The 22,880-nt window shown below is 69.3% G+C and carries 22 protein-coding genes and 1 pseudogene; 11 read left to right on the top strand and 12 right to left on the bottom strand.

Annotated elements, in window-relative coordinates; translation table 11 throughout:
- Positions 1 to 539 precede the first annotated feature (539 nt).
- Positions 540 to 2,150 (bottom strand): glutamine-hydrolyzing GMP synthase, encoded by a 1,611-nt coding sequence (guaA, locus tag QGN30_RS07050; RefSeq protein WP_026071205.1) that lies wholly within the window; start codon positions 2,148 to 2,150, stop codon positions 540 to 542.
- Positions 2,151 to 2,400: 250 nt separating this feature from the next.
- On the opposite strand from guaA, the gene QGN30_RS07045 reads away from it, so the two are divergent.
- The 3 genes from QGN30_RS07045 to QGN30_RS07035 all read left to right on the top strand — a co-directional run bounded on the left by QGN30_RS07045 (position 2,401) and on the right by QGN30_RS07035 (position 7,289).
- Positions 2,401 to 3,993, top strand: a complete 1,593-nt coding sequence (locus QGN30_RS07045; RefSeq protein WP_095562903.1) for a PPE family protein — start codon at positions 2,401 to 2,403, stop codon at positions 3,991 to 3,993.
- Positions 3,994 to 4,128: 135 nt separating this feature from the next.
- Positions 4,129 to 4,926: a beta-phosphoglucomutase family hydrolase gene (locus QGN30_RS07040; RefSeq protein ID WP_371286284.1), complete on the top strand. Its 798-nt coding sequence runs from the start codon at positions 4,129 to 4,131 to the stop codon at positions 4,924 to 4,926.
- Positions 4,923 to 7,289 carry a glycoside hydrolase family 65 protein gene (locus QGN30_RS07035; RefSeq protein ID WP_042792106.1) on the top strand — a complete coding sequence of 789 codons (2,367 nt, stop codon included), beginning with the start codon at positions 4,923 to 4,925 and terminating at the stop codon, positions 7,287 to 7,289. Before QGN30_RS07040 ends, QGN30_RS07035 begins: the two co-directional genes overlap by 4 nt.
- On the opposite strand, the gene QGN30_RS07030 is transcribed toward QGN30_RS07035, so the two are convergent.
- Positions 7,283 to 7,858, bottom strand: a complete 576-nt coding sequence (locus QGN30_RS07030) for a TetR/AcrR family transcriptional regulator (RefSeq protein ID WP_009954986.1) — start codon at positions 7,856 to 7,858, stop codon at positions 7,283 to 7,285. The two genes, QGN30_RS07035 and QGN30_RS07030, sit on opposite strands and share 7 nt — an antisense overlap.
- 60 nt (positions 7,859 to 7,918) lie before the next feature.
- On the opposite strand from QGN30_RS07030, the gene QGN30_RS07025 reads away from it, so the two are divergent.
- Positions 7,919 to 8,821, top strand: a complete 903-nt coding sequence (locus QGN30_RS07025; RefSeq protein WP_038537460.1) for a TauD/TfdA dioxygenase family protein — start codon at positions 7,919 to 7,921, stop codon at positions 8,819 to 8,821.
- 113 nt (positions 8,822 to 8,934) lie between these two features.
- On the opposite strand, the gene QGN30_RS07020 is transcribed toward QGN30_RS07025, so the two are convergent.
- From QGN30_RS07020 to guaB, 3 genes are all read right to left on the bottom strand, one after another.
- On the bottom strand, positions 8,935 to 10,671 hold the full coding sequence (locus tag QGN30_RS07020; RefSeq protein WP_009954983.1) for a GMC oxidoreductase: 1,737 nt from the start codon (positions 10,669 to 10,671) through the stop codon (positions 8,935 to 8,937).
- A 121-nt stretch (positions 10,672 to 10,792) separates the two neighbouring features.
- Complete coding sequence (locus QGN30_RS07015; RefSeq protein ID WP_008260152.1) at positions 10,793 to 11,920, bottom strand: GuaB3 family IMP dehydrogenase-related protein; 1,128 nt, start codon at positions 11,918 to 11,920, stop codon at positions 10,793 to 10,795.
- A gap of 7 nt (positions 11,921 to 11,927) precedes the next feature.
- Complete coding sequence (gene guaB / locus QGN30_RS07010; RefSeq protein WP_014942860.1) at positions 11,928 to 13,523, bottom strand: IMP dehydrogenase; 1,596 nt, start codon at positions 13,521 to 13,523, stop codon at positions 11,928 to 11,930.
- Positions 13,524 to 13,744: 221 nt separating this feature from the next.
- On the opposite strand from guaB, the gene QGN30_RS07005 reads away from it, so the two are divergent.
- The gene (locus QGN30_RS07005; protein WP_007773416.1) at positions 13,745 to 14,158 is read left to right on the top strand and encodes a DUF5319 domain-containing protein; all 414 of its coding nucleotides are present in this window, start codon (positions 13,745 to 13,747) and stop codon (positions 14,156 to 14,158) included.
- Here QGN30_RS07005 and QGN30_RS07000 read toward each other — a convergent pair.
- From QGN30_RS07000 to QGN30_RS06990, 3 genes are all read right to left on the bottom strand, one after another.
- A complete protein-coding gene (locus tag QGN30_RS07000; RefSeq protein WP_225344829.1) occupies positions 14,152 to 14,766 on the bottom strand; it encodes an anti-sigma-D factor RsdA in 615 nt (204 codons plus the stop codon). The genes QGN30_RS07005 and QGN30_RS07000 overlap by 7 nt on opposite strands.
- On the bottom strand, positions 14,753 to 15,331 hold the full coding sequence (locus tag QGN30_RS06995; protein WP_014381051.1) for a sigma-70 family RNA polymerase sigma factor: 579 nt from the start codon (positions 15,329 to 15,331) through the stop codon (positions 14,753 to 14,755). Before QGN30_RS06995 ends, QGN30_RS07000 begins: the two co-directional genes overlap by 14 nt.
- Positions 15,332 to 15,421: 90 nt before the next feature.
- The gene (locus tag QGN30_RS06990) at positions 15,422 to 16,252 is read right to left on the bottom strand and encodes a hypothetical protein (protein WP_008260168.1); all 831 of its coding nucleotides are present in this window, start codon (positions 16,250 to 16,252) and stop codon (positions 15,422 to 15,424) included.
- A gap of 363 nt (positions 16,253 to 16,615) precedes the next feature.
- On the opposite strand from QGN30_RS06990, the gene QGN30_RS06985 reads away from it, so the two are divergent.
- Positions 16,616 to 16,918 carry a WhiB family transcriptional regulator gene (locus QGN30_RS06985; protein ID WP_008260171.1) on the top strand — a complete coding sequence of 101 codons (303 nt, stop codon included), beginning with the start codon at positions 16,616 to 16,618 and terminating at the stop codon, positions 16,916 to 16,918.
- Positions 16,919 to 16,943: 25 nt separating this feature from the next.
- Here QGN30_RS06985 and QGN30_RS06980 read toward each other — a convergent pair whose 3' ends face one another.
- Both QGN30_RS06980 and QGN30_RS06975 read right to left on the bottom strand, forming a co-directional pair.
- On the bottom strand, positions 16,944 to 17,102 hold the full coding sequence (locus tag QGN30_RS06980) for a hypothetical protein (protein ID WP_202349970.1): 159 nt from the start codon (positions 17,100 to 17,102) through the stop codon (positions 16,944 to 16,946).
- The gene (locus tag QGN30_RS06975) at positions 17,099 to 17,596 is read right to left on the bottom strand and encodes a GreA/GreB family elongation factor (protein WP_008260175.1); all 498 of its coding nucleotides are present in this window, start codon (positions 17,594 to 17,596) and stop codon (positions 17,099 to 17,101) included. Before QGN30_RS06975 ends, QGN30_RS06980 begins: the two co-directional genes overlap by 4 nt.
- A gap of 433 nt (positions 17,597 to 18,029) precedes the next feature.
- On the opposite strand from QGN30_RS06975, the gene QGN30_RS06970 reads away from it, so the two are divergent.
- The 5 genes from QGN30_RS06970 (at position 18,030) to QGN30_RS06950 (ending at position 21,244) form a co-directional block, all read left to right on the top strand.
- A complete protein-coding gene (locus QGN30_RS06970; RefSeq protein WP_014942864.1) occupies positions 18,030 to 18,821 on the top strand; it encodes a Rieske 2Fe-2S domain-containing protein in 792 nt (263 codons plus the stop codon).
- The gene (locus QGN30_RS06965; protein ID WP_008260180.1) at positions 18,818 to 19,297 is read left to right on the top strand and encodes a hemerythrin domain-containing protein; all 480 of its coding nucleotides are present in this window, start codon (positions 18,818 to 18,820) and stop codon (positions 19,295 to 19,297) included. The genes QGN30_RS06970 and QGN30_RS06965 overlap by 4 nt, the downstream gene beginning before the upstream one ends.
- Positions 19,298 to 19,367: 70 nt before the next feature.
- Positions 19,368 to 20,102, top strand: coding sequence for a superoxide dismutase family protein (locus QGN30_RS06960; protein WP_014383246.1), 735 nt, complete (start codon positions 19,368 to 19,370; stop codon positions 20,100 to 20,102).
- Positions 20,103 to 20,157: 55 nt separating this feature from the next.
- Positions 20,158 to 20,571 carry a hypothetical protein gene (locus QGN30_RS06955; RefSeq protein ID WP_009957480.1) on the top strand — a complete coding sequence of 138 codons (414 nt, stop codon included), beginning with the start codon at positions 20,158 to 20,160 and terminating at the stop codon, positions 20,569 to 20,571.
- Positions 20,572 to 20,593: 22 nt separating this feature from the next.
- Positions 20,594 to 21,244 (top strand): DUF1345 domain-containing protein, encoded by a 651-nt coding sequence (locus tag QGN30_RS06950; protein WP_008260184.1) that lies wholly within the window; start codon positions 20,594 to 20,596, stop codon positions 21,242 to 21,244.
- A gap of 36 nt (positions 21,245 to 21,280) precedes the next feature.
- On the opposite strand, the pseudogene QGN30_RS06945 reads toward QGN30_RS06950, so the two are convergent.
- Both QGN30_RS06945 and QGN30_RS06940 read right to left on the bottom strand, forming a co-directional pair.
- Positions 21,281 to 21,532 (bottom strand): annotated as a pseudogene (locus QGN30_RS06945) (oxygenase MpaB family protein); the annotation flags it as partial.
- A 549-nt stretch (positions 21,533 to 22,081) separates the two neighbouring features.
- On the bottom strand, positions 22,082 to 22,795 hold the full coding sequence (locus QGN30_RS06940) for a hypothetical protein (RefSeq protein ID WP_225331404.1): 714 nt from the start codon (positions 22,793 to 22,795) through the stop codon (positions 22,082 to 22,084).
- Positions 22,796 to 22,880 lie beyond the last annotated feature (85 nt).

Here is a 22,880-nt window from a genome sequence, read left to right as displayed (position 1 = left end):
TCACCGGGCGTTCGAAAGTATGTTCGAAGTAAACACCGGCCCTCTGACAACCGTCAAGCAACGTGAGGGGCTGCTTTATGCGCTCGGTGCCGGTGTGGCTGATGGTGTTTTCGGGCGTGATTTTTTCGGCGGCAACGCCCACTCCGTCGACGCTGAACCATGCCAGCCGGCCGGCCGCCGCGGCCCCGGGCACGGGGCCGGCGTCGCCGCACGTCGCGCCTCACAAGTCCCATCGGCCACACCAGACCCTGGCGGAGGGCGCAGTGCGTGTGCCCACCTCCGAGCGACAACACGTTTTCGCTGGTCACGGGCCCGCCCGAGATTGTCGCTCGGAGGTGGGCACAACGCCTGTCCACCCGCGCAGCGACGCGTGTGGCGCCTGTTACCCATGTTGTGCGGCATCACTCGGCGGCCGCATCTCCCGCTCGCGCGTCTTGTCCAGGAGGCGGACCTTCCGGCGGAAGCTCAGCGGGCACGCCGAGCGGTGATCACTTCCACCGGAAACAACGCCGAAAAGTCCTGCACCCACGCGAGGGCGACTACTCCCATTCGATGGTGCCCGGCGGCTTGCTGGTGATGTCCAGCACCACGCGGTTGACCTCGGCGACCTCGTTGGTGATGCGGGTCGAGATGCGTTCGAGCACCTCGTAGGGGACCCGGGTCCAGTCGGCGGTCATGGCGTCCTCACTGGTCACCGGCCGCAACACGATCGGGTGCCCGTAGGTGCGGTTGTCGCCCTGCACGCCGACCGAACGCACGTCGCCCAGCAGCACCACGGGGCACTGCCAGATCAGGGTGTCCAGGCCGGCGGCCGTCAGCTCCTCGCGCGCGATCGAGTCCGCCCGCCGCAGCGTGTCCAGCCGCTCCGCGGTGACCTCGCCGACGATCCGGATGCCCAGGCCGGGACCCGGGAACGGTTGGCGCGCAACGATTTCCTCCGGCAGGCCCAGCTCGCGCCCGACCGCGCGCACCTCGTCCTTGAACAGCAGCCGCAGCGGCTCGACGAGTTTGAACGTCAGGTCGCCGGGCAGGCCGCCGACGTTGTGGTGGCTCTTGATGTTCGCTGTGCCGCTGCCGCCGCCGGACTCCACCACGTCGGGATACAGCGTGCCCTGGACCAGGAACTCGACGCCGGAGCCGTCGGAAGCGTTGTCCCCCACGATGTCTCGCACCGCGCCCTCGAACGCCCGGATGAAATGGCGGCCGATGATCTTGCGCTTGCCTTCGGGATTGGTCACGCCGGCGAGCGCGTCGAGGAAGGTGTCGGCCGCGTCGACGGTCACCAGATTGGCGCCGGTGGCGGCCACGAAATCGCGTTGCACCTGTGCGCGCTCGCCCTCGCGCAGCAGCCCGTGGTCGACGAAGACACAGGTCAGGCGGTCACCGATGGCGCGCTGTACCAGCGCGGCGGCCACCGCGGAATCCACGCCGCCGGACAGCCCGCAAATCGCATGGCCGTCGCCAATCTGGGCGCGCACCTGCTCGACCAGCGCCTCGGCGATGTTGGCGGCCGTCCAGTCCGCGCCGAGCCCGGCGAAGTCGTGCAGGAAGCGGCTGAGCACCTGCTGCCCGTGCGGGCTGTGCATCACCTCCGGGTGGTACTGCACGCCGGCCAGCCGACGGGCCCGGTTCTCGAACCCGGCGACCGCCGCGCCCGCGCTGCTGGCCACCACCTCGAACCCGTCCGGCGCGGCCGTGACCGCGTCGCCGTGGCTCATCCACACCGGCTGGACGCTCGGTAAGCCCGAATGCAGTTCGCCGCCAAGGACTTTCAGTTCGGTGCGGCCGTATTCGCTGGTGCCGGTGTGGGCGACGGTCCCGCCCAGCGCCTGGGCCATGGCCTGGAACCCGTAACAGATGCCGAACACCGGCACCCCGAGGTCGAACAGCGCCGGGTCCAGCTGCGGGGCGCCGTCGGCGTAGACACTGGACGGCCCGCCGGAAAGGACCAGCGCCAGCGGGTCCCTGGCCTTGATGTCCTCGGCCGTGGCGGTGTGCGGGATGACCTCCGAGAAAACCCGCGCCTCGCGGACCCGGCGGGCGATCAGCTGCGCGTACTGCGCCCCGAAGTCCACGACGAGCACCGGTCGAGCGGGCGGTCCGGACGCGCCCGCCGGCTCGGTTGCCTCAGTTTCCCTGGATTCGGCCACGCAGGCGAGTCTAGTGGCCGCCTGCGCCGCCGCCGCCCGAGAGGCCCACGGCGAAAACGCGGTGCGTAACGCGCCGCCGCGGCGAATTCTATGCCTTTGGCATGAGGTCGGCGGTCGAGTATTGATAACGACAATCATTTTCAATTGACTGGTCGAGGATCTGCACACTGCCCAGCCCAGGAGTTGCCGTGATGACGTTGCCCGCCGCAAGCGCGCCGCCGATGGCCGACCGCCGACGAGGCGTCCGGCGATGACCGCGCCGGTGTGGATGGCGTCCCCGCCCGAGGTGCACTCGGCGTTGCTCAGCAGCGGACCGGGGCCGGCGTCGCTGTTCGCCGCGGCGGCGGCGTGGAGCTCAATGAGCGCCGAATACGCCTCGGCCGCAGAAGAACTCGGCGCGCTGTTGACGTCGACGCAGGCCGGGGCGTGGCAGGGGCCCAGCGCCGAATCCTACGTCGCCGCGCACGCCCCGTACCTGGCGTGGTTGACACAGGCCAGCGCGCACAGCGCCGCGGCGGCCGCCCAGCACGAGGCGGCGGGCACCGCCTACACCGCCGCGCTGGCGGCGATGCCGACCCTGCCGGAGCTGACCACCAACCACGTCGTCCACGGTGCCCTGGTGGCGACGAATTTCTTTGGGATCAACACCATTCCGATCGCGGTCAACGAGGCCGACTATGCGCGGATGTGGGTCCAGGCCGCCGGCACGATGGCGACCTATGAAGCCGTCTCCACGGCGACGGTGGCGGCCGTACCGCCGACCGACCCGGCGCCGCCGATCCTGAAGTCCGAGGCCACCGCGCAACACGACCACGAGGAGGACGACGACCACCACGACCACGAGCACGGGTTCGACAGCCCGCTCAACCAGTTCGTCGCCCAGATCCTGCGGCTGTTCGGCCTCGACTGGGATCCGGTCGAGGGGACCCTCAACGGCCTGCCCTACGAGGCCTACACCAACCCCGGGGACCTGATGTGGTGGGTGGTCCGGGCCCTCGAGCTGTTTTCCGATTTCCAGCAGTTCGGGGCCCTGTTGCAGGAAAACCCGGCGGCGGCCTTCGAGTTCATCACGCAACTCGTGCTGCTCGACTGGCCGACACACCTGGCCCAGCTCGCCAGTTGGCTCCCGACGCAGCCCCAGTTGCTGTTGCTGCCGATGCTCGTCGCCGCGGCCCCCTTCGGGGCGCTGGCCGGCTTTGCCGGCCTGGCCGCCCCGGCCCCCCCGGCCGCGCCCGCCGCGGTGCCGGCCGCCCCGGCCCCAGCCGCACCTCCGAGCCTGCCGGCGGCGCCCGCCATGAGCCCCGTCACCGCGCCAGCCGCGGCCGCCGCGCCGGCACCCGCGCCCGCGCCCGCGCCCTCGGCCGCCACGGTGGCCAGCCCGGCGCCGCCCGCGCCGCCGGCCGCCGGCACCGTCCCGTTCGTGCCCCCGTACGCCCTCGCGCCTCCCGGCATCGGTTTCGGTTCGGGGATGAGCGCGGGCGCCGCCGCCGGCGCGAAAAAGAAGGCGCCCGAACCCGATTCGGCCGCGGCCGTCGCGGCCGCGGCCGCGCGGGAGGCGGCGCGCACCCGCCGGCGCCGGCGGGCGCGGCAGCGCGCCCATGGCGACGAGTTCATGGACATGAACGTCGACGTCGATCCGGACTGGAACGAGCCGGAGACGACGGCGTCGCACGGCGGCGCCGGAAACCTGGGCTTCGCCGGCACGGCGCGCAAAGAACCCGTCGCCGCGGCGGGCCTGACCACCCTGGCGGCCGACGAATTCGGCGACGCACCCCGCATGCCGATGGTGCCGGGCACCTGGCCCCCGGGCGACGGCACGGGGGCGCCCGGCAGCGGGGGCTGACTCCGTTGTCGACGAAATCACCTGCGGCACAGTGCGTTAACGCGTTGACCGGCGACCGGCCGTCCCCGCAGGCATCCGCCCCGCCGCGGCGGCGGACACCGAAACGCTGGCGGCACGCATGGCGGACATGGTGGAGTGGGTATCGGTCAACCAGCCCCCGAGACCAGAAAGCGAGGACCGCCGGTGAGCTCAGAGCTGGGTCTGCCAGAAAAGGTGCGCGCCTGCCTGTTCGACCTCGACGGCGTGCTCACCGACACCGCCAGTGTGCACACCAAGGCGTGGAAGGCGATGTTCGACGCCTACCTGTCCGACCGGGCCCAGCGCACCGGCGACGAATTCGTCCCCTTCGACGCGGCCGCGGACTACCGCAAATACGTGGACGGCAAGAAACGCGAGGACGGGGTCCGGTCGTTTCTGGAAAGCCGCGGCATCGAACTGCCCGACGGCAGCCCCGATGACCCCGATGACGCCGAGACCGTCTACGGCCTGGGCAACCGCAAGAACGACATGTTCCAGAAGGTCCTCAAGCAGGACGGCGTCAAGGTCTTCGACGGTTCGCGGCGCTACCTCGAGGCGGCGTCGGCCGCGGGCCTGGGCATCGCGGTGGTGTCCTCGAGCGCCAACACCCGCGACGTCCTCGAGGTCACCGGGCTGGACCGGTTCGTGCAAAAGCGGGTGGACGGCATCACCCTGCGCCAGGAACACATCGCCGGCAAGCCGGCGCCCGACTCCTACCTGCGCGGGGCGCAACTGCTCGACGTCCCCGCCGAGGCGGCGGCCGTGTTCGAAGACGCCTTGTCGGGGGTGGCCGCCGGCCGGGCCGGTAACTTCGGTTTCGTGATAGGTGTCGACAGGGTGGGCCAAGCCGAGGACTTACGCCGCAACGGCGCGGACGTGGTGGTCAGCGACCTCGCCGAGTTGCTGCAGTCATGATCACCGACGAAGCGTTTCCCGTTGACCCGTGGCACGTTCGCGAAACCCAGCTCGACCTCAACCTGCTGGCCCAGTCGGAATCCCTGTTCACCCTGTCCAACGGGCACATCGGGCTGCGCGGCAACCTCGACGAGGGCGAGCCCTACGGCCTGCCGGGCACCTACCTGAACTCCTTCTACGAGATCCGGCCGCTGCCCTACGCCGAAGCCGGCTACGGCTACCCGGAAGCCGGCCAGACGCTGGTCGACGTCACCAACGGCAAGATCATCCGGTTGCTGGTCGAAGACGAGCCCTTCGACGTGCGCTACGGCGAACTGATCTCTCACGAGCGCGATCTCGACCTGCGCGCCGGGACGCTGACGAGAACCGCGCACTGGCGCTCGCCCGCGGGCAAAGAGGTCAAGGTGGTCACCACCCGGCTGGTCTCGCTGCCGCACCGCGGCCTGGCCGCCATCGAGTACGTCGTGGAAGCGGTCGGCGAATTCGTGCGGGTCACGGTGCAGTCCGAACTGGTCACCAACGAGGACCAGCCGCAGACCTCCGGCGACCCGCGCGTGTCGGCCATCCTGGAGAACCCGCTCGAAGAGGTCGCCCACGAAAACACCGATACGGGCGCGGTCCTCATGCACCGCACCCGTAGCAGCGCGCTGATGATGGCCGCCGGAATGGATCACGAGGTCGAGGTTCCCGGCCGCGTCGAGGTCAGCACCGATGCGCGGGCCGATCTGGCGCGAACCACCGTGATCTGCGGGCTGCGCGAGGGACAGAAGTTGCGCATCGTCAAATACCTGGCCTACGGCTGGTCGAGCATGCGCTCGCGTCCGGCGCTGCGCGACCAGGTCGCGGCCGCGCTGCACGGCGGCCGCTACAGCGGATGGCAGGGGCTGCTGGATTCGCAACGGAAGTACCTGGACAACTTCTGGGACTGCGCGGACGTCGAGGTCGAGGGCGACCCCGAATCCCAGCAGGCGGTGCGCTTCGGGCTCTTCCACCTGCTGCAGGCCAGCGCCCGCGCCGAACGCCGCGCCATCGCGGCCAAGGGACTCACCGGAACCGGCTACGACGGGCACGCCTTCTGGGACACCGAGGGTTACGTGCTGCCGGTGCTGACCTACACCGCGCCGCACACCGTGGCCGACGCGCTGAAGTGGCGGGCCTCCACCCTGGATCTGGCCAAGGAGCGGGCGGCCGAACTGGGCCTGGAGGGCGCCGCCTTCCCGTGGCGGACCATCCGCGGGCAGGAGTGCTCGGCGTACTGGCCGGCCGGCACGGCGGCCTGGCACATCAACGCCGACATCGCGATGGCCTTCGAGCGCTACCGCATCGTCACCGGCGACGACGAGCTGGAAGCCGATTGCGGCCTGAAGGTGCTGGTCGAGACCGCCCGGCTGTGGCTCTCGCTCGGCCATCACGACCGGCACGGCGTCTGGCACCTGGACGGTGTCACCGGCCCCGACGAGTACACCGCGGTCGTCCGCGACAACGCCTTCACCAACCTGATGGCCGCGCACAACCTGCACACCGCCGCCGACGCGTGCAACCGCCATCCCGACGCGGCCAAGGCGCTGGGGGTCACCACCGAGGAGGCGGCCGCGTGGCGCGATGCCGCCGACGCCGCCCACATCCCCTACGACGACGGGCTCGGGGTCCATCAGCAGTGCGAGGGGTTCACCACCTACGCCGAATGGGACTTCGAGAAGAACACCACCTACCCGCTGCTGCTGCACGAGGCCTACGTCCGGCTCTATCCCGCGCAGGTGATCAAGCAGGCCGACCTGGTGCTGGCGATGCACTGGCAGAGCCACGCGTTCACCCCCGAACAGAAGGCCCGCAACGTCGACTACTACGAGCCGCGCATGGTGCGCGACTCGTCGCTGTCGGCCTGCACCCAGGCGGTGATGTGCGCCGAGGTCGGGCATCTGGAGCTGGCCCACGACTATGCCTACGAGGCCGCCCTGATCGACCTGCGCGATCTGCACCACAACACCCGCGACGGCCTGCACATGGCCTCGCTCGCCGGCGCCTGGACCGCGCTGGTGGCCGGGTTCGGCGGCCTGCGCGACGACGAGGGCATGCTGTCATTGGATCCCGCTCTGCCGGACGGGATTTCGCGGTTGCGATTCCGGCTGCGGTGGCGCGACTTCCGGGTCACCATCGACGTCAACCACGTCGATGTCACGTACACGCTGCGCGACGGGCCCGGCGGCGAGCTGACCATCCGCCACGCCGGCGAGGACCTCGAGCTGAGCACCGAATCCCCGACGACGGTCGCCGTGCGTCCCCGCAAGCCGCTCCTGCCGCCGCCGCACCAGCCGCTGGGGCGCGCGCCCATGCACCGGCGGGTGCTGTCGCGGCCTCACTGAGTGTCGGCGGGCCCGAGCATCCGCTCCACTTCGGCGCCCACCGCGGCGCGCAATTCGGCGTCGGTCAGCTCTTCGATCCCGGTCGCCGAGCGCAGGACCGGCGCGAACAACCGCCAACCAAATTGCAGGGCAAGGGCATTGGCGACGGCGAGCCTCGCCTTGACCTCGTCGTCGTAGAGCGGCCGCACCCCGTCGAGCAGGGTGGCGATGTTGGGGAAGCGCTTCTGCAGCTGGCCCGCCGGATAGCCGTCGAGCACGGTGCGGGCCATCACCCGCATCTGGCGGTCCAGGGAGCGCTGCACCACCTCGGCGGGGGTGTCGGTCTCCAGCTGGGCGCTCAGGTCGTCCCCCAGGTGGTCGAGCACGGCGCCGACGAGTTGTTCCTTGGTGCCGAAGTGCCGGAACACCAGCCCGTGGTTGACGCCTGCCCGCGCGGCGATGTCGCGGATGGAGGTCGCCGCCGGGCCGCGCTCGGCGAACAGCTCGGTGGCGGCCTCCAGGATCGCCGCGGCCACTTCCGCCCGCCCGGTCGGGGGTTTCCCGCGGCCTCTTGCGGACGTTGTAGTCATCTGACTACACTACCAAACGTAGTCACTTGACTACACCCGTTTTGACTCGAGGAACACGACATGACTGCTCAAATCACCGTCACCAAGCTGGGAAGTCGCATCGGGGCCCGAATCGACGGCGTCAGCCTCGGCGGCCACCTCGACGACGCCGCGGTCGAGACGATCCGCCGGGCGCTGTTGACGCACAAGGTCGTCTTCTTTCGCCACCAGCACCACCTTGACGACGAGCAGCAGCTCGATTTCGCGCGCCTGCTGGGCACCCCCATCGGCCACCCGGCCGCGTCCGCCCTGGCCGCCAAGCACATGCCGGTGATCACGCCGATCGACTCCGAGTACGGCAAGGCGACCCGCTGGCACACCGACGTGACGTTCGCCGCCAACTACCCGGCGGCCTCGATCCTGCGGGCGGTCACCCTGCCCTCCTATGGCGGCTCGACGCTGTGGGCCTCCACCGTGGCGGCCTACCAGCATCTGCCGGAGCCGCTGAAGCACCTGGTGGAAAACCTCTGGGCGCTGCACACCAACCGCTACGACTACGTGTCCACCGAGGCGGTCATGTCGATGAGCGACGCGCAGCGGGCGTTTCGGCAAGCCTTCGAGAAGCCCGACTTCCGCACCGAGCATCCCGTGGTGCGGGTGCACCCGGAGACCGGTGAACGCGCGCTGCTGGCCGGCGATTTCGTGCGCGGCTTCGTGGGCCTGGACAACCACGAGTCGAGCGTGCTGCTCGAGCTACTCCAGCGACGAATCACCATGCCGGAGAACACCATTCGCTGGGCCTGGGCGCCGGGCGACGTCGCCATGTGGGACAACCGCGCGACCCAGCACCGGGCCATCGACGACTACGACGACCAGCCCCGGCTCATGCACCGCATCACCTTGATGGGCGATGTGCCGGTCAACGTGCGCGGCGAGCGCAGCCGGGTGGTCAGCGGCACACCGCTCGAGGTGCTGGCGAGCTGATGGTGACGACCCGCAGCGCCCGGCTACGCCGCGCTCGCGATCGTCACGGGAGCTGATGGTGACGACCCGCAGCGCCCGGCTACGCCGCGCTCGCGATCGTCACGGCGAGTTAGCTAGCCCACCGAGCTGACCGGATCGACCGGTGACCAGCGCAGCGCGCCCGGGGCGGAGAGGGGCACCCGCGGGTGCGCCGGCGCTATCGGATCCAGCCGGCGATACGGCTCGCCCTGCGCCGGGCGCCGGTCGTTTTCGCCGTTGTTCGGCCACAGCGACGCGGCCCGCTCGGCCTGGGCGGTGATGGACAGCGACGGATTCACGCCCAGGTTCGCCGAGATCGCCGCGCCGTCCACCACATACAGCGTCGGGTAGCCGTAGACCCGGTGATAGGGGTCGATGACCCCGTGGTCGGCGTTGTCGCCGATCACCGCGCCGCCGAGGAAGTGCGCGGTCAGCGGGATGTTGAGCAGCTCGCCCCAGGTGCCGCCGGCCACGCCGTCGATCTTGGCGGCGATGCGGCGGGTGACCTCGTTGCCCACCGGGATCCACGTCGGGTTCGGCTCGCCGTGGCCCTGCTTGCTGGTGTACCAGCGGATGCCGAGCTTGCCGCGTTTGGTGAACGTGGTGATCGAGTTGTCCAGGTGCTGCATCACCAGCGCGATCATGGTGCGCTCACTCCACTGGCGCGGGTTGAGCAGCCGCAGCATTCCGCGCGGATCTTCACGGGCGGTGTCCAGCAACTGCTTCCAGCGCGGCACGTCGGTGCCTTCGGGGCCCGGCCCGTCGGTCATCAACGTCTGCAGCAGCCCCATCGCGTTGGAGCCCTTGCCGTAGCGGACCGGCTCGATGTGGGTGTCGGGCGTCGGGTGGATCGACGACGTGATCGCCACCCCGTGGGTGAGGTCCAGATCCGGAGAGACCTCCAGGCGCCCGGCCCCGACGATGGACTCGGAGTTGGTGCGGGTCAGCACGCCGAGGCGGTTGGAGAGCCGGGGCAGCCGGCCCTCGTCGCGCATCTTGAACAGCAGGTGCTGGGTGCCCCACGTCCCGGCGGCCAGGATCAGGTGCTTGGCGGTGTAGGTGCGCCGGTCGCGGCGCAGCCAACTGCCGGTGCGCACCGTGCGGACCTCCCACAGCCCGTCGGGGCGCTGCTCGAACCGCTTCACCGTCGTCATCGGAATGACTTGCGCCCCACCCGATTCCGCGAGATAGAGGTAGTTCTTCAGCAGGGTGTTCTTGGCGCCGTAGCGGCACCCGGTCATGCAGCAGCCGCACTCAAGGCAGCCGGTGCGCTCGGGTCCGGCGCCGCCGAAGTAGGGGTCCGGCACGGTCTTGCCCGGCGCCTTGGTGCCGTCGGGGCCGAAGAACACCCCGACCGGTGTCGGCACGAACGTGTCGCCGCAGCCCATGTCGTCGGCGACCTCCTTGACGACGCGATCGGCGTCGGTGAAGGTCGGGTTTTCCACCACGCCCAGCATGCGTCGCGCCTGGTCGTAGTGCGGCATCAGCTCGTCGCGCCAGTCGGTGATGTGCGACCACTGCTGGTCTTTGAAGAACGGCTCCGGCGGCACATACAGCGTGTTGGCGTAGTTCAGCGAGCCGCCGCCCACGCCGGCGCCGGCCAGGATCAGCACGTTGCGCAGCGGGTGGATGCGCTGGATGCCGTAGCAACCCAGCTTCGGTGCCCACAGGAACTTGCGCAGATCCCAGGACGTCTCGGCGAAATCCTCGTCGGCGAACCGGCGTCCGGCCTCGAGGACGCCGACGCGGTAGCCCTTTTCCGTCAGCCGCAATGCGCTGACGCTGCCCCCAAAACCCGAACCGATGATCAGTACGTCGTAATCCGGCTTCATCGCACCAGTATGGCCTTACTCGCGGGTAACAAACCAGCGGCCTCCGCCGATGCGCGGGCGCCCGGCTGCCCGGGCGGTCGGCGTCCCGCGCCCGCCTGGCCGGGCACTCGCCGATGACGAGTCAGCTACCGACGGTCAGCCCGACCTTCTGGAATTCCTTGAGGTCGCAGTAGCCGGCCTTGGCCATCGACCGGCGCAGCCCGCCGACCAGGTTGAGGCTGCCGAACGGGTCATCGGACGGCCCGCCCAGCACCTGCCGCAGGGGCGGGCGTTCACCGACGGCGATCTGCAGCAGCGCCCCGCGCGGCAACGACGGGTGCGCGGCCGCGGCCGGCCAGAACCACCCCTCGCCGAGCGCCTCGGCGGACTCGGCGAGCGGGGTGCCCAGCACCACCGCGTCGGCGCCGCAGGCGATGGCCTTCGCCAGCTCGCCCGAGGTGTGGATGTCGCCGTCGGCCAGGACGTGCACGTACCGGCCGCCGGTCTCGTCGAGATATTCGCGGCGCGCGGCGGCCGCGTCGGCGATCGCGGTGGCCATCGGCACGCTGATGCCCAGCACCTCGTCGCTGGTGGTCACGCCGCGGGTGGCGCCGTAGCCGACGATGACGCCGGCGGCGCCGGTGCGCATCAGGTGCAGCGCGGTGCGGTGGTCCTGCACGCCCCCGGCGACCACCGGCACGTCGAGCTCGGAGATGAACGTCTTCAGGTTCAGCGGCTCGCCGTCGCTGGCCACTCTTTCGGCGGAGACGATGGTGCCCTGGATGACCAGCAGGTCGATGCCGGCCTGCAGCAACACCGGGGTGAGCGCCTGGGCGTTTTGCGGGCTGACCCGCACCGCGGTGGTGACGCCGGCCTCGCGGATGCGGGCGACGGCCGAGCCCAGCAGGTCCGGGTTCAGCGGGGCGGCATGGAATTCCTGCAGCAGCCGGATCGCCGCCGAGGGTTCGGGCTCCTTGCTGGCGGCCTCGACCAGCTGGGCGATCTTGGCCTCGACATCGGCGTGCCGGCCGATCAGCCCCTCGCCGTTGAGCACGCCCAGCCCGCCGAGGCGGCCCAGCTCGATCGCGAACTCCGGCGACACGAGCGCATCGGTCGGATGCGCCAGCACCGGGATCTCGAACCGGTAGGCGTCGAGCTGCCAGGCGGTCGACACGTCCTGCGACGACCGGGTGCGCCGGGACGCCACGATGCTGACTTCGCTCAGTTCATAGCTGCGACGGGCGGTGCGGCCCATCCCGATCTCGACCATCTGGGCCTCAGCGCGCGTAGTAGTTGGGGGCTTCGACCGTCATGGCGACGTCGTGCGGGTGGCTTTCCCGCAGCCCGGCCGCCGTGATCCGGACGAACTGGGCCTGCTGCAGTTCCTCGATGGTCGACGAGCCGGTGTACCCCATCGCCGCGCGCAGACCGCCGGTCAGCTGGTGGATCACCGAAGACAGCGGGCCGCGGAACGGCACCCGGCCCTCGATCCCCTCGGGCACCAGCTTGTCCTCGGAGAGCGCGTCGTCAGCGAAGTAGCGGTCCTTGGAGTACGACTTTCCGGTCCCGGAGCCCCGGCCCGCCATGGCCCCCAGCGACCCCATGCCGCGGTAGCTCTTGAACTGCTTGCCGTTGACGAAGATCAGCTCGCCGGGCGCCTCGGCGGTGCCCGCCAGCAGCGAGCCCAGCATGGCCGTCGACGCCCCGGCGGCCAGCGCCTTGGCGATGTCGCCGGAGTACTGCAGCCCGCCGTCGGCGATCACCGGCACCCCGGCCGGCCCGCAGGCGGCGACGGCCTCCAGGATCGCGGTGATCTGCGGCGCGCCCACGCCCGCGACCACCCGGGTGGTGCAGATCGACCCCGGCCCCACGCCCACCTTCACGGCGTCGGCGCCGGCGGCGACCAGCGCGGCGGCCGCCGACCGGGTGGCGACGTTGCCACCGATCACCTCGACGCGGTCGCCGGCCTCGGCCTTGAGTTTGCCGACCATGTCGAGCACCAGCCGGTTGTGCGCGTGCGCGGTGTCCACGATCAGCACGTCCACCCCGGCGTCGACCAGCATCATCGCCCGCACCCAGGCGTCGCCGCCGACGCCGACGGCGGCGCCGACCAGCAGCCTGCCGTCGCTGTCCTTGGTGGCCAGCGGGTGCTGTTCGGTCTTGACGAAATCTTTGACGGTGATCAGCCCGGTCAGCCGGCCGTGGCCGTCGACGATCGGCAGCTTCTCGATCTTGTGGCGCCGCAACAGGCCCAGCGCCGCGTCGGCGGACACCCCCTCCTGCGCGGTGATCAGCGGGGCCTTGGTCATCACCTCGGCGACCTTCTTGGTCTGGTCGACCTCGAACCGCATGTCGCGGTTGGTGATGATGCCGACGAGCGCGCCCGATTCGTCGACCACCGGCAGGCCGGAGATGCGGAACCGGGCGCACAGCGCGTCGACCTGGGCCAGCGTATTGTCCGGGCGGCAGGTGACCGGATCGGTGACCATGCCCGCCTCGGAGCGCTTCACCATCTCGACCTGGCCGGCCTGTTCGGCGACGGGCAGGTTGCGGTGCAGCACACCCATGCCGCCGGCGCGCGCCATCGCGATCGCCATGCGCGACTCGGTGACGGTGTCCATTGCCGAGCTCACCAGCGGCACCTTGAGCCTGATCTTCTTGGTGAGCTGGCTGGACGTGTCGGCGGTGGCGGGGACCACGTCGGAGGCGGCGGGCAGCAACAGGACGTCGTCGAAGGTCAGCCCCAGCATCGCGATCTTGTGCGGGTTGTCGCCCCCCGTGGGCACCGGGTCGTCGACCAGGCCGCCGACCCGCACATACGGACTGCCGACGAGGTCAGAGCTGGCTTCCAGGTGGGACGTGCCACGGGTCATCAGTGGGGCCCTCCATACGATGCGGCGTGAGAAAACCCATCCTATCGGCTCCCCTTCGCCGGGTGACGATGCGCGCCGGGACGGCGCGAGGAGGAAGTCGGCCAATCGGGCACAGCGTGAGAGTTCGCTTGCTCGGGGCGCGCCGCGCACCCCGAACGGAACGGGAACGGCGGGCGGCTCCCTGCTGGCGTTATCCCGACCGGGCTGCGTAGGCTAGGGGCGTGCGCGACCACCTCCCACCGGGTTTGCCGCCCGACCCTTTCGCCGACGACCCCTGTGATCCGTCGGCGGCACTGGAAGCCGTCGAGCCGGGCCAGCCCCTGGATCAGCAGGAGCGGATGGCCGTCGAGGCCGACCTCGCTGATCTGGCGGTGTACGAAGCGTTGCTGGCGCACAAAGGCATTCGCGGGCTCGTCGTCTGCTGCGACGAGTGTCAGCAGGATCACTACCACGACTGGGACATGCTGCGGGCCAACCTGCTGCAGCTGTTGATCGACGGCACCGTGCGCCCGCACGAGCCCGCCTATGACCCCGAGCCGGACGCCTACGTCACGTGGGATTACTGCCGGGGCTACGCCGACGCCTCGCTCAACGAGGCGACGTCAGACGCCGACGGCTTCCACCGCCGTCACTGATTGGGCGCACCCGGCGTAGCCGCCGACGAGGGCAGCGTCGCGTTCGGGTTGCGCGATTCGACCTTGGCGTTCAACAGCTTCAGCTGATTCATCAGCTCCCGCTTGGCGACGGGGTCGTCGATCGACTGCACCAAACTGCTCACGTCGGTCAGCTGAGTCTTGGCCTGCTCCCACTCGCCGCGGTCGATCGATTCCTGCACCTTGGCCAGGTCGGCCTTGGCGGCCAGCATTTCCTGCTTTTCGTGGACCCGCGGTTGGTCGAAGAACATCGCGTGCAGCCCGTGCAGGGGGGTGCCGGGACGGGCCTCGACCACCATGGCCCCGAAACCGCTGAGCGCGATCAGCGCGGCGGCGACCGAGGCGATGGCGGTCAGGCCGCGACGGCCCCGCCGGCGCTCGGCCAGTCCTTTCCGCAGCGCGTTGACGGCCTCCTCGGGCGTCACTAGCGCGCTGGCCGGCGGCCATCGCAGGTTGTCGCGCCAGTCCTCGAGCATCGTGGTCAGCACGTCGACGTCGGGGTCCTCGACGCTCACCGGCCGGCGGTGGGCCAGCGCATCGAGGAGCAGGTCGGTGCGGGCGAATTCATCCAGGGATTCAGGCACAGTCACCTGCCGCAATCATCTCGGACTTCAACCGCGACAACGCGCGGTGCTGGGCAACTCGGACCGCCCCCGTGGTGCTGCCGACCGCGGCCGCGGTCTCCTCGGCGGACAGGCCGACGACGACGCGCAGGATCAAGATCTCGCGCTGCTTGGCGGGCAGGATTTCGAGCAGTTCGCTCATCCGGCTCACCGAATCGGCTTCGATGGCAAGCTGTTCGGGCCCCGCGTCGGGCGACCACCGTTCGGGAATCGATTCGGTGGGATAGGCCAGGTCACGACCGGCGGCCCGATGGGCGTCGGCGACCTTGTGGGCCGCGATGCCATAGAGGAAGGCCAGGAAGGGGCGTCCGCGATCGCGATAGCGGGGCAGCGCCGTGATGGTCGCCAAGCACACCTCCTGCGCCACGTCATCCGCTGACAGGCCACCCCGATCGACCGTGCCGACGCGGGCCCGGCAATATCGCACGACGATCGGACGGATGGTCTCCAGCACCTCCCTCAGCGCGCCGTGGTCTCCGGTGACGGCCTTGGCGACCACGGCATCGAGACGTTCCCCTGCTGGAATTGTCATCGACGGTGATATCCCTAACGTTACGAACCGGACACATCGCGGGCCAACTGGGCTAACTAACGAAATGACAATAACGGGCAAGGGCCCGATTCAAGCGGAACGCCACGTTCCACCGGCGTGCCGCACCTGGCCTGCGCAGACATCCCGGATTTCGTGCAGTTGCTGTGCCGAAAACGTGACGCTTTCGATATCGATCAGCAAGCACGCCAACGCCCAACGCAACGGGAGCAGACCTAACCGGCCGGTGGTCTGCAGCGCGGCGTCCGCGACCGCGCGGGCGCGCTCGATGTTTCCCGCACTGCACAGCGCGGCGGCCAGCACCACCTCGCTCTTGACTCGGTGCCGGGCCGACGGGACGCTCATGGCCGCCGCCAGCTCCGCCGCCTCGCCGGCATGGCGGACGGCGACGTCACCCTCGCCGCGGGCCATCGCGAGTTCGGCGGCCACCCACCGCCGGCGCACCGGAATCCGGTCGGGCACGGGCGTTTTGGGGTCCGTGGCTGCCAGTAGCGGGTCGGCGCGCGCCAGCAGCGCCGCCGCGGCCGCGAAACGCCCCACGCCCAGCGCGTCGGCCGCCAGCCCGATCAGGGCGTCGGCGCCCGCCTCGGGATCGGCGCCGGCCAGCGCCAGGGCGCGCCCGTCCCAGCGTCGCGCGACGGTGTGCCAACCGAGCTGGCGCAGGAACGATCCCTGCGTGCTCATGCCCAGCGAGGCCAGCCGGCCGGCCGGCGCGGCGCGCCGCAGCGCCGCGAGGTCGCGCTGCGCGGCGCCGTAGCGCCCCTGTCCCCCGGCCGCGACGGCGCGCAGCCACAGTTGCGCCGGCGTCGTCGCCGACGGCAGCGGCCAGTCGCCGGGCCCGTCTCCGAACGCGGCGTCGGCCAACCGCCGCCCAATCAAGGAAGTGTGACGAGTTTCAATCACAATGATGTAGTAAACAGTTTGTGGTCTTCCTGTTACCGAACAGTTAATCACTATAGCCCATGGATAAATTCGGTCCGCGGGCGCGGTCGGCGCTGAGCTGGGAAATCACGTTTCGGACAACCGCCTGGTAGCGCCCCGTCGGAGGCGCCATTTCATTCGAGATGAACGCAACGTTAATTTTGCACCAAAGGACACATACTTTGCCGGGCTAAGTGGCTATTGACGGAAATTCACCGTCGCCCCTAACGTCTACACACGACGGGTAGTCATCGGGGACTCCACTCCACTTAATTTAAGTTGCACACAATCGCTTTCGCGAACCCGACCGCACGTGGGCGGGCCGTGCAGAGAGGGAACGAACCAATGCCACAGCCGGAGCAGCTACCTGGACCCAACGCCGACATCTGGAATTGGCAACTGCAGGGCTTGTGCCGCGGCGTTGACTCAGCAATGTTCTTCCACCCCGACGGCGAGCGCGGGCGCGCCCGCATGCAACGCGAGCAACGCGCCAAGGAAATGTGCCGGCAATGCCCGGTGATCCAGGAATGCCGTTCGCACGCCCTCGAAGTCGGCGAGCCCTATGGGGTGTGGGGCGGCCTGTCGGAATCCGAGCGCGACCTCCTGCTCAAGGGTGACCTCGGCCGCGGCATCCGCCGCAGCGCCTGACCGATCGTCCTTCGCGGGCGGCGGCCTAGTATTCCGGCCGTCGACGCGACCTGGGCAGGTACTCCGCGCCGCCCTCGCCTTCCCAGCGGTGGATCTGCTTGTCCGGAACGTGCGCCGAATCACGCTGGGTGAACAGCGATTTCGCCTTCTCCGCGGGCATGGTTGCTTCCATCGTCTGCATCATCGCAAGACCACCTGTGGCCCAAGGCTTTTCGCCGCATGCATTTCGTACGGCAGGGCCCTCAGCACCGTCACGGACCGCCCAGTCCCACCCGGGATGGCGTAGAAACGCTGGTCGCCGGGGCGGGCGCCGGCAATCGCGCGACCCAGCGGGGACGCCATCGAATAGGCCTTGATGCCGGCGGCCTCGGGGCACGGCCGGCCGAGCAGAAGCGTCTCCGTCTCGCCGGTGTCGTCGTAGCGGATGGTCAACACCATGCCCGCTTCGGCGACGGGGTCAAAGGCCGCCCCTTCGCCGACGACGACCGCGTGGGACAGCAGGCCCTCGATCTCGCAGATGCGCGCGCGCCACACGGACTGGCGCGCACGGCGATTCGGGTTGTAGTCCATGAGGTCGTCGGGAACCTCGGCCCCGCGGCGCGAACGCAGCCCGGCCAGTTCGTCGTGCAATCGGGTGTAGTCCTGAGGCGTCATCCGGATGCGCTGGATGGTGGTCATGGCGCGTGGCGTCCTTTCGTGTCGGAGGGGTTGCCGCCAGGGGCGGGCGGGCCGGTGCACCGCCCCTGACGACTCGGGTCGCCCGGGGGGCGAAGTCTGCGTCCCTTGCTGATTCCATGGTCGCGTGACCGGCCGCAGTGGCGCTTGCCCCCACCGGACAACGGGGAGGGGGCTCGTTGTCGAGCCCCGACAATGTCGCCGCCGCACGGCCCGGCCGGCCGTCGAATGAACGATTCGCGGCCGCCGCCCGTGAACCAGACATGGACGCGGCGGGCCAGCCGCGGTCTATAGCCGACGCGGCGTCGAGACGCGTTGCGCCGCGCCGGTCCCCGCACAACGGAGGGGATGCACTGTGGCACACGGGCGCACCACACTGGGACGACAAGCGTGGCTGGATCGGCCGAGCTACCGACTCGAGCACGCTCTGACCTTCGTGTTCGCCGCGGCGGGTCGGCACCGGGATCGGATCAGCAATTTCTTGCACGGCACCTGGCTCGGTCATCCGCTGCATCCGGCTCTGACGTCGATTCCGATGGGAGCGCTGACGACGACGGTCGCAATGGATGCGGTCGGCGTGTTGCCGCGCCGCGCCGCGCCGCTGCACGACGCGTCGAGGTTTGCGCTGGGCGTCGGGCTCGCCGGCAGCGTCGGCGCGGCCGCCACCGGACTGACGGACTGGCAGCACACCCACGAACAATCGCGTCGAATCGGTCTCGTCCACGGCGCCCTCAACGCCATCGCCACCGGCCTGTACGCGGTGTCCTGGTGGGACCGCCGGGGCGGGCGGCACCGGCGCGGGATGGCGGCGAGCGCGCTGGGCTACGGCCTCACCCTCGGCGCCGGCTACCTCGGCGGCACGTTGGTGTTCGCATCGGGCACCGGGGTTGACCGCTCCGGCGCCCGGCTGAGCGGAGACCGGTGGACACCGGTGCTGGCGGTCGCGTCCTTGGATGGCCAGCCGCGGCGTGTGGAGGTGGCCGGCGTCGGCGTGGTGCTCTATCGCAACGAAGGCCGGGTGCTGGCCGTCGGCGAGCACTGCCCCCACCTGGGCGCGCCGATGAACGACGGCTGGATCGACCGCGATCGAATCGTTTGCCCCTGGCACGGTTCCAGGTTCGCGTGCGAATCGGGAGAAGTGTTGCGCGGACCGGCAACAGCGGCGCTGCCGAGTTATCCGGTGCGGATCCGCGACGGGCTGATCGAGGTGCGCGGAGTCGCGCAGTGAACGCCTACGACGTGCTGTTCGAGCACCACAGAGTTTTACGCGGACTCTGCGAGAGGATCACAGCGATACCGCCCGAGGCCGACGAGCGCCAAGTCGCCCTCGACGAGCTGTTGATTGAGCTGGACGTCCACATGCGGATCGAGGACGACCTGTTCTACCCCGCCGTGTCGGCGGCGAGCACACTCGTCGCGATCGCCCATGCGGAGCATCGCCAGGTCTGGGATCAGTTGGCGGTGCTCCTTCGGACGTCGCCGACCGCGCCGGACTACGAAGACGAATGGCGCTCATTCGTCACCGTCCTCGATGCCCATGCCAGCGAGGAGGAACGCGACTTATGCCCGGCCCCAATAGATTTGAGCGAGGACATGCTCGAGCGCCTCGGCAACCGAATGATCGAGCGCATCGCCCGGCTGCGTGGGTCGACGCTCAACCGGCTCCGCGTCCGCGGCCGCGCGGCCCTGCTCAGTTCGCTGTGACGGGCGGGGATCTGGCGCTGCGGCGAGTCGTGCCCGTTTTTGAAATCGGCGAATTGGGTAGGCACCGCCCATGAACAAGGGCGCATCCTTTGCGGTCGCGGCGCTCACCGCGACCCTCGCACCGCTGGCCGCCTGCGCGAACCAGCAGGGCAGCCAACCCAATACGTCGCCGCTGACCAGCCCCGCCCCGGGCGCGGAGCGGCTGACCACCCAGCTCAAGACCGCCGACGGGATCCCGGTCGCCAACGCCACCTTCGAATTCGCGAACGGCTACGCCACGGTGACCGTGGAGGCCGGCCCCAACCAGGTGCTGAGCCCCGGTTTCCATGGGCTGCAAATCCATTCGGTCGGCAAATGCGAGGGCGACTTCGACTCCGCGGGAAGCGTCTACCAGGCGGCCGATCACACGGGCTACCCCGCCAGCGGAGACCTGACCGCGCTGCAGGTGCGCTCCGACGGCTCGGCGAAGCTGGTCACCACCAGCAACTCGTTTACCGCCGCGGACCTGAGAAGCAGCTCGGGCAGCGCCCTGATCCTGCACCAGAGCGTCGACAACTTGGGCGGCGGCCCCACCGCCGAGTCGAACAAACGAATCGCCTGCGGTGTGATCGCGGCGGCGTCGGCGACGACGACCTCGTCGACCACCAGCGTCACAACCAGCACCAGCACCAGCACAGTCGTCGTGCCACCGCCGTCGACGAGCACGAGCACGAGCACCGTCACGGTCACCAGCACCCCGACCACGACGTCCGCGCCGACCACGACCGTAACGACCCCGCCCAGCCTGCCGCCGGGCACCCGCTGACGCTTGAGGCCCCGAAAACGGCGCCGGCCCCGCGACGGCGAATTACTGTGCTGAGATGCAGACCGCGCTGTTCACCCTGGGTCTGGTCCTGTTTCTGCTCGGCCTGCTCACCGGGCTGGCCGTCCCCGCCCTGAAGAACGGGCGCATGGGGTTGTCGAGCCACCTGGAGGCGTTGCTCAACGGCATGTTCCTCGTGTTGCTCGGTCTGCTGTGGCCGCACATTCACCTGCCCCACGCGTGGGGAATCGCCGCGGTCGCGCTCATCGTGTACGCGGCCTACGCGAACTGGTTGACGACGCTGCTCGCGGCGGCGTGGGGCGCCGGTCGCAGATTCGCGCCCATCGCGGCGGGCGACTTTGAGGCCTCGACGGCGAAGGAGAGCTTTGTCAGCTTCGGGTTGGTGTCGCTCTCGCTGGCGATCTTGGTGGGCGTAGGCATCGTCATCGTCGGGGTCCTCGTCGGGCGCTGAGGATCGTGCTTAGGTCGGGATTGTGAAACCCCTCGCCGACTTCTTTCGCGACACGGTCGGGGCGCGGATAGCGGTGGCCGCCGTGCTCGGAGTCGCCGTCGCCCTTGGGGTGGGCAACACGGTCGGCTGGCGGTTCGCGCTGGCCGGCTGGATCGTCACCGCCGGTGTCTACGTGGTGTGGACGCGGCTCATCCTGGGCGGAATGGATGCCGATCAAACCCGCGAATATGCGACCCGGGAGGATCCCACCCGGTGGGCATCCGACGCGGTCATCGTGTCGGCGAGCGTCGCGAGCCTGGGCGGGGTGGGTTACGTGGTCGCCGCGGCGTCGCGTTCGGGTCCCGGCGCCGTGGAAGCCGCCGTCGTCGGCATCCTGACCGTCGCGGCGTCCTGGTTCGCCGTGCACACGCTGTTCACCGTGCACTACGCGCGGCTGTATTACTCGGACGAACCGGGCGGAATCAACTTCCACGACCCGGAGCCGCCGCGCTTTCGCGACTTTGCGTATGTCGCCTTCACGGTCGGCATGACCTATCAGGTGTCAGATACCGAGATCGGATTGACCTCCATCAGGGCCACGGTGCTGCGCCAGGCGCTGCTGTCCTACCTGCTCGGCGCGGTCGTCCTGGCGGTCACCATCAACCTGATCGCGGGATTGGGCGCCAAGTTCTGACGCGTGCGGTCGAGTGGAACGCGTTGCGCCACAGTCGATCGCTTCGAAATAGTCGGCCATCTCTTGCTGCGACTCGGGATAGCCGCGCATGAGCACGTGGAGCAGCCGGGCCAGCCGGCGGTTGTCGCGCAGCAGCTCCTCTTTCTCGGCCTCGGTGAACTCGCGGCCGATCAACAACCGCCCGGCCTGTGCGTTGACGATGTAGCCGGTGGCGATCACCCACTGATAGGCCTCGGGATTCAAAGCGCTGATCTGCCTACCGGTCTCGGCGCTTTTCATGGTGATCGGCGGCGCCGGGGCGGATGAATCGAGAGACTTACCGAGCCGCCGCTCCGACGGCATCGCCGAGTGACCGAGTTGCTCATTTCGTAACGGGTATGTCCGCTATCCACTCACTAGCCGGTACATCTGACGGAGGTATGAAGACGTACGGCGGTATGTCCTGCCCGATGCACAACGGCCAGTCGACCACGCTGTCATCGTCTTGATATTCGGGTCCGTGCACAGTGCAGCATCATCCCATAGCACACAGACGACACAACAGATTCGTTAGCTGGCACGTCACGTCGAGCGCGTGTATGTCCTGTTAGATACATTGTTCGGCGCAAGTGGTGGCTTAGCTTGCTGCCTCAAAAATCGCGGTCATCGCGCGCAGGCGCCCGACGACGAGAAACACCCCCGGTCCCAAGACCGAGGGTGCATCTTTGAGTCAGCCGAGACCCCTTGCTAGTGATGGTGATGATCGTGGCCGTGGTCATCCCTCTCGGCCGGCTTGTCGACGACGGCCGTCTCGGTGCTGCTCCATGCAAGCCAAGCCAAGCGCCGGCCGGGATTCAGTTACCTGTGCGCGAATTCGGCAAGCTTGGCATTGACGGCTGCAGAATCGGGTCCCGCGTACGCCTTCGGATCGCGCGTTTTGACCCATACGAGTAACGGGCAACTTACTGCGGGACCGTCCACGGTGCCTAGTTGCTCGATGCGCTTGCCGGTCTTCGCCTCGCGCAATTCGATGTCGTACTGAACTGCGTAGACGTCAACGTCGACGTGTTCGCCGGTGTCAGTCTGCAAGTTGCAGGTGCGGGCCTTTACTTCCGTCCCGGATTTGCGGGTAAGGCAGGCAACAACGTTCGTCGAGCGGAAGTCGTCGGGATTCGCCCGGTAGTCGGCACGGGAATCCAATGTCACTTCCGCCCAGTGGGAATTGGCCAGTTCGCGCATCGGGCTCGGCTCGTCGTCCGGGGCGAACGCAGCAATCTTGTACGGCTTCCCGTACGCGGCTGCGTTACTGATCGATCCGCCGTCGCACACCACATCGAAGGCCGTGGGAGATGCGGCTTCCTGGACTCGACCGCGCTCATCGCGGGCCATGTCCTGGAGGAGAAAAAATCCGACCAACGCCACCGGTACGAGAACGACGACCGCCGCGACGGCAAGCACGACTATGAGCCCGACATTGGTCTTACGTCGAAGAGGCGGCTGCGACGGGTACGACGGTGGCCACTGCTGGGGGTATTGCGGTGGTTGCGGTGGCCACTGCTGCGGATAGCTCACGCTCACGCTCCCCAAGTCAGAGTCCGGCCAGCGTAGCAATCGGCGCGACGAAAACGCCCCCGGCGATTTGAGCCGGGGGCGTTTG

Source organism: Mycobacterium sp. 3-98, from assembly GCF_035918355.1.
GTDB classification, from domain to species: domain Bacteria; phylum Actinomycetota; class Actinomycetes; order Mycobacteriales; family Mycobacteriaceae; genus Mycobacterium; species Mycobacterium intracellulare.
The sequence above is the reverse complement of the archived record's forward strand: the minus strand, read 5'-3'. Positions and strand labels throughout refer to the sequence as shown.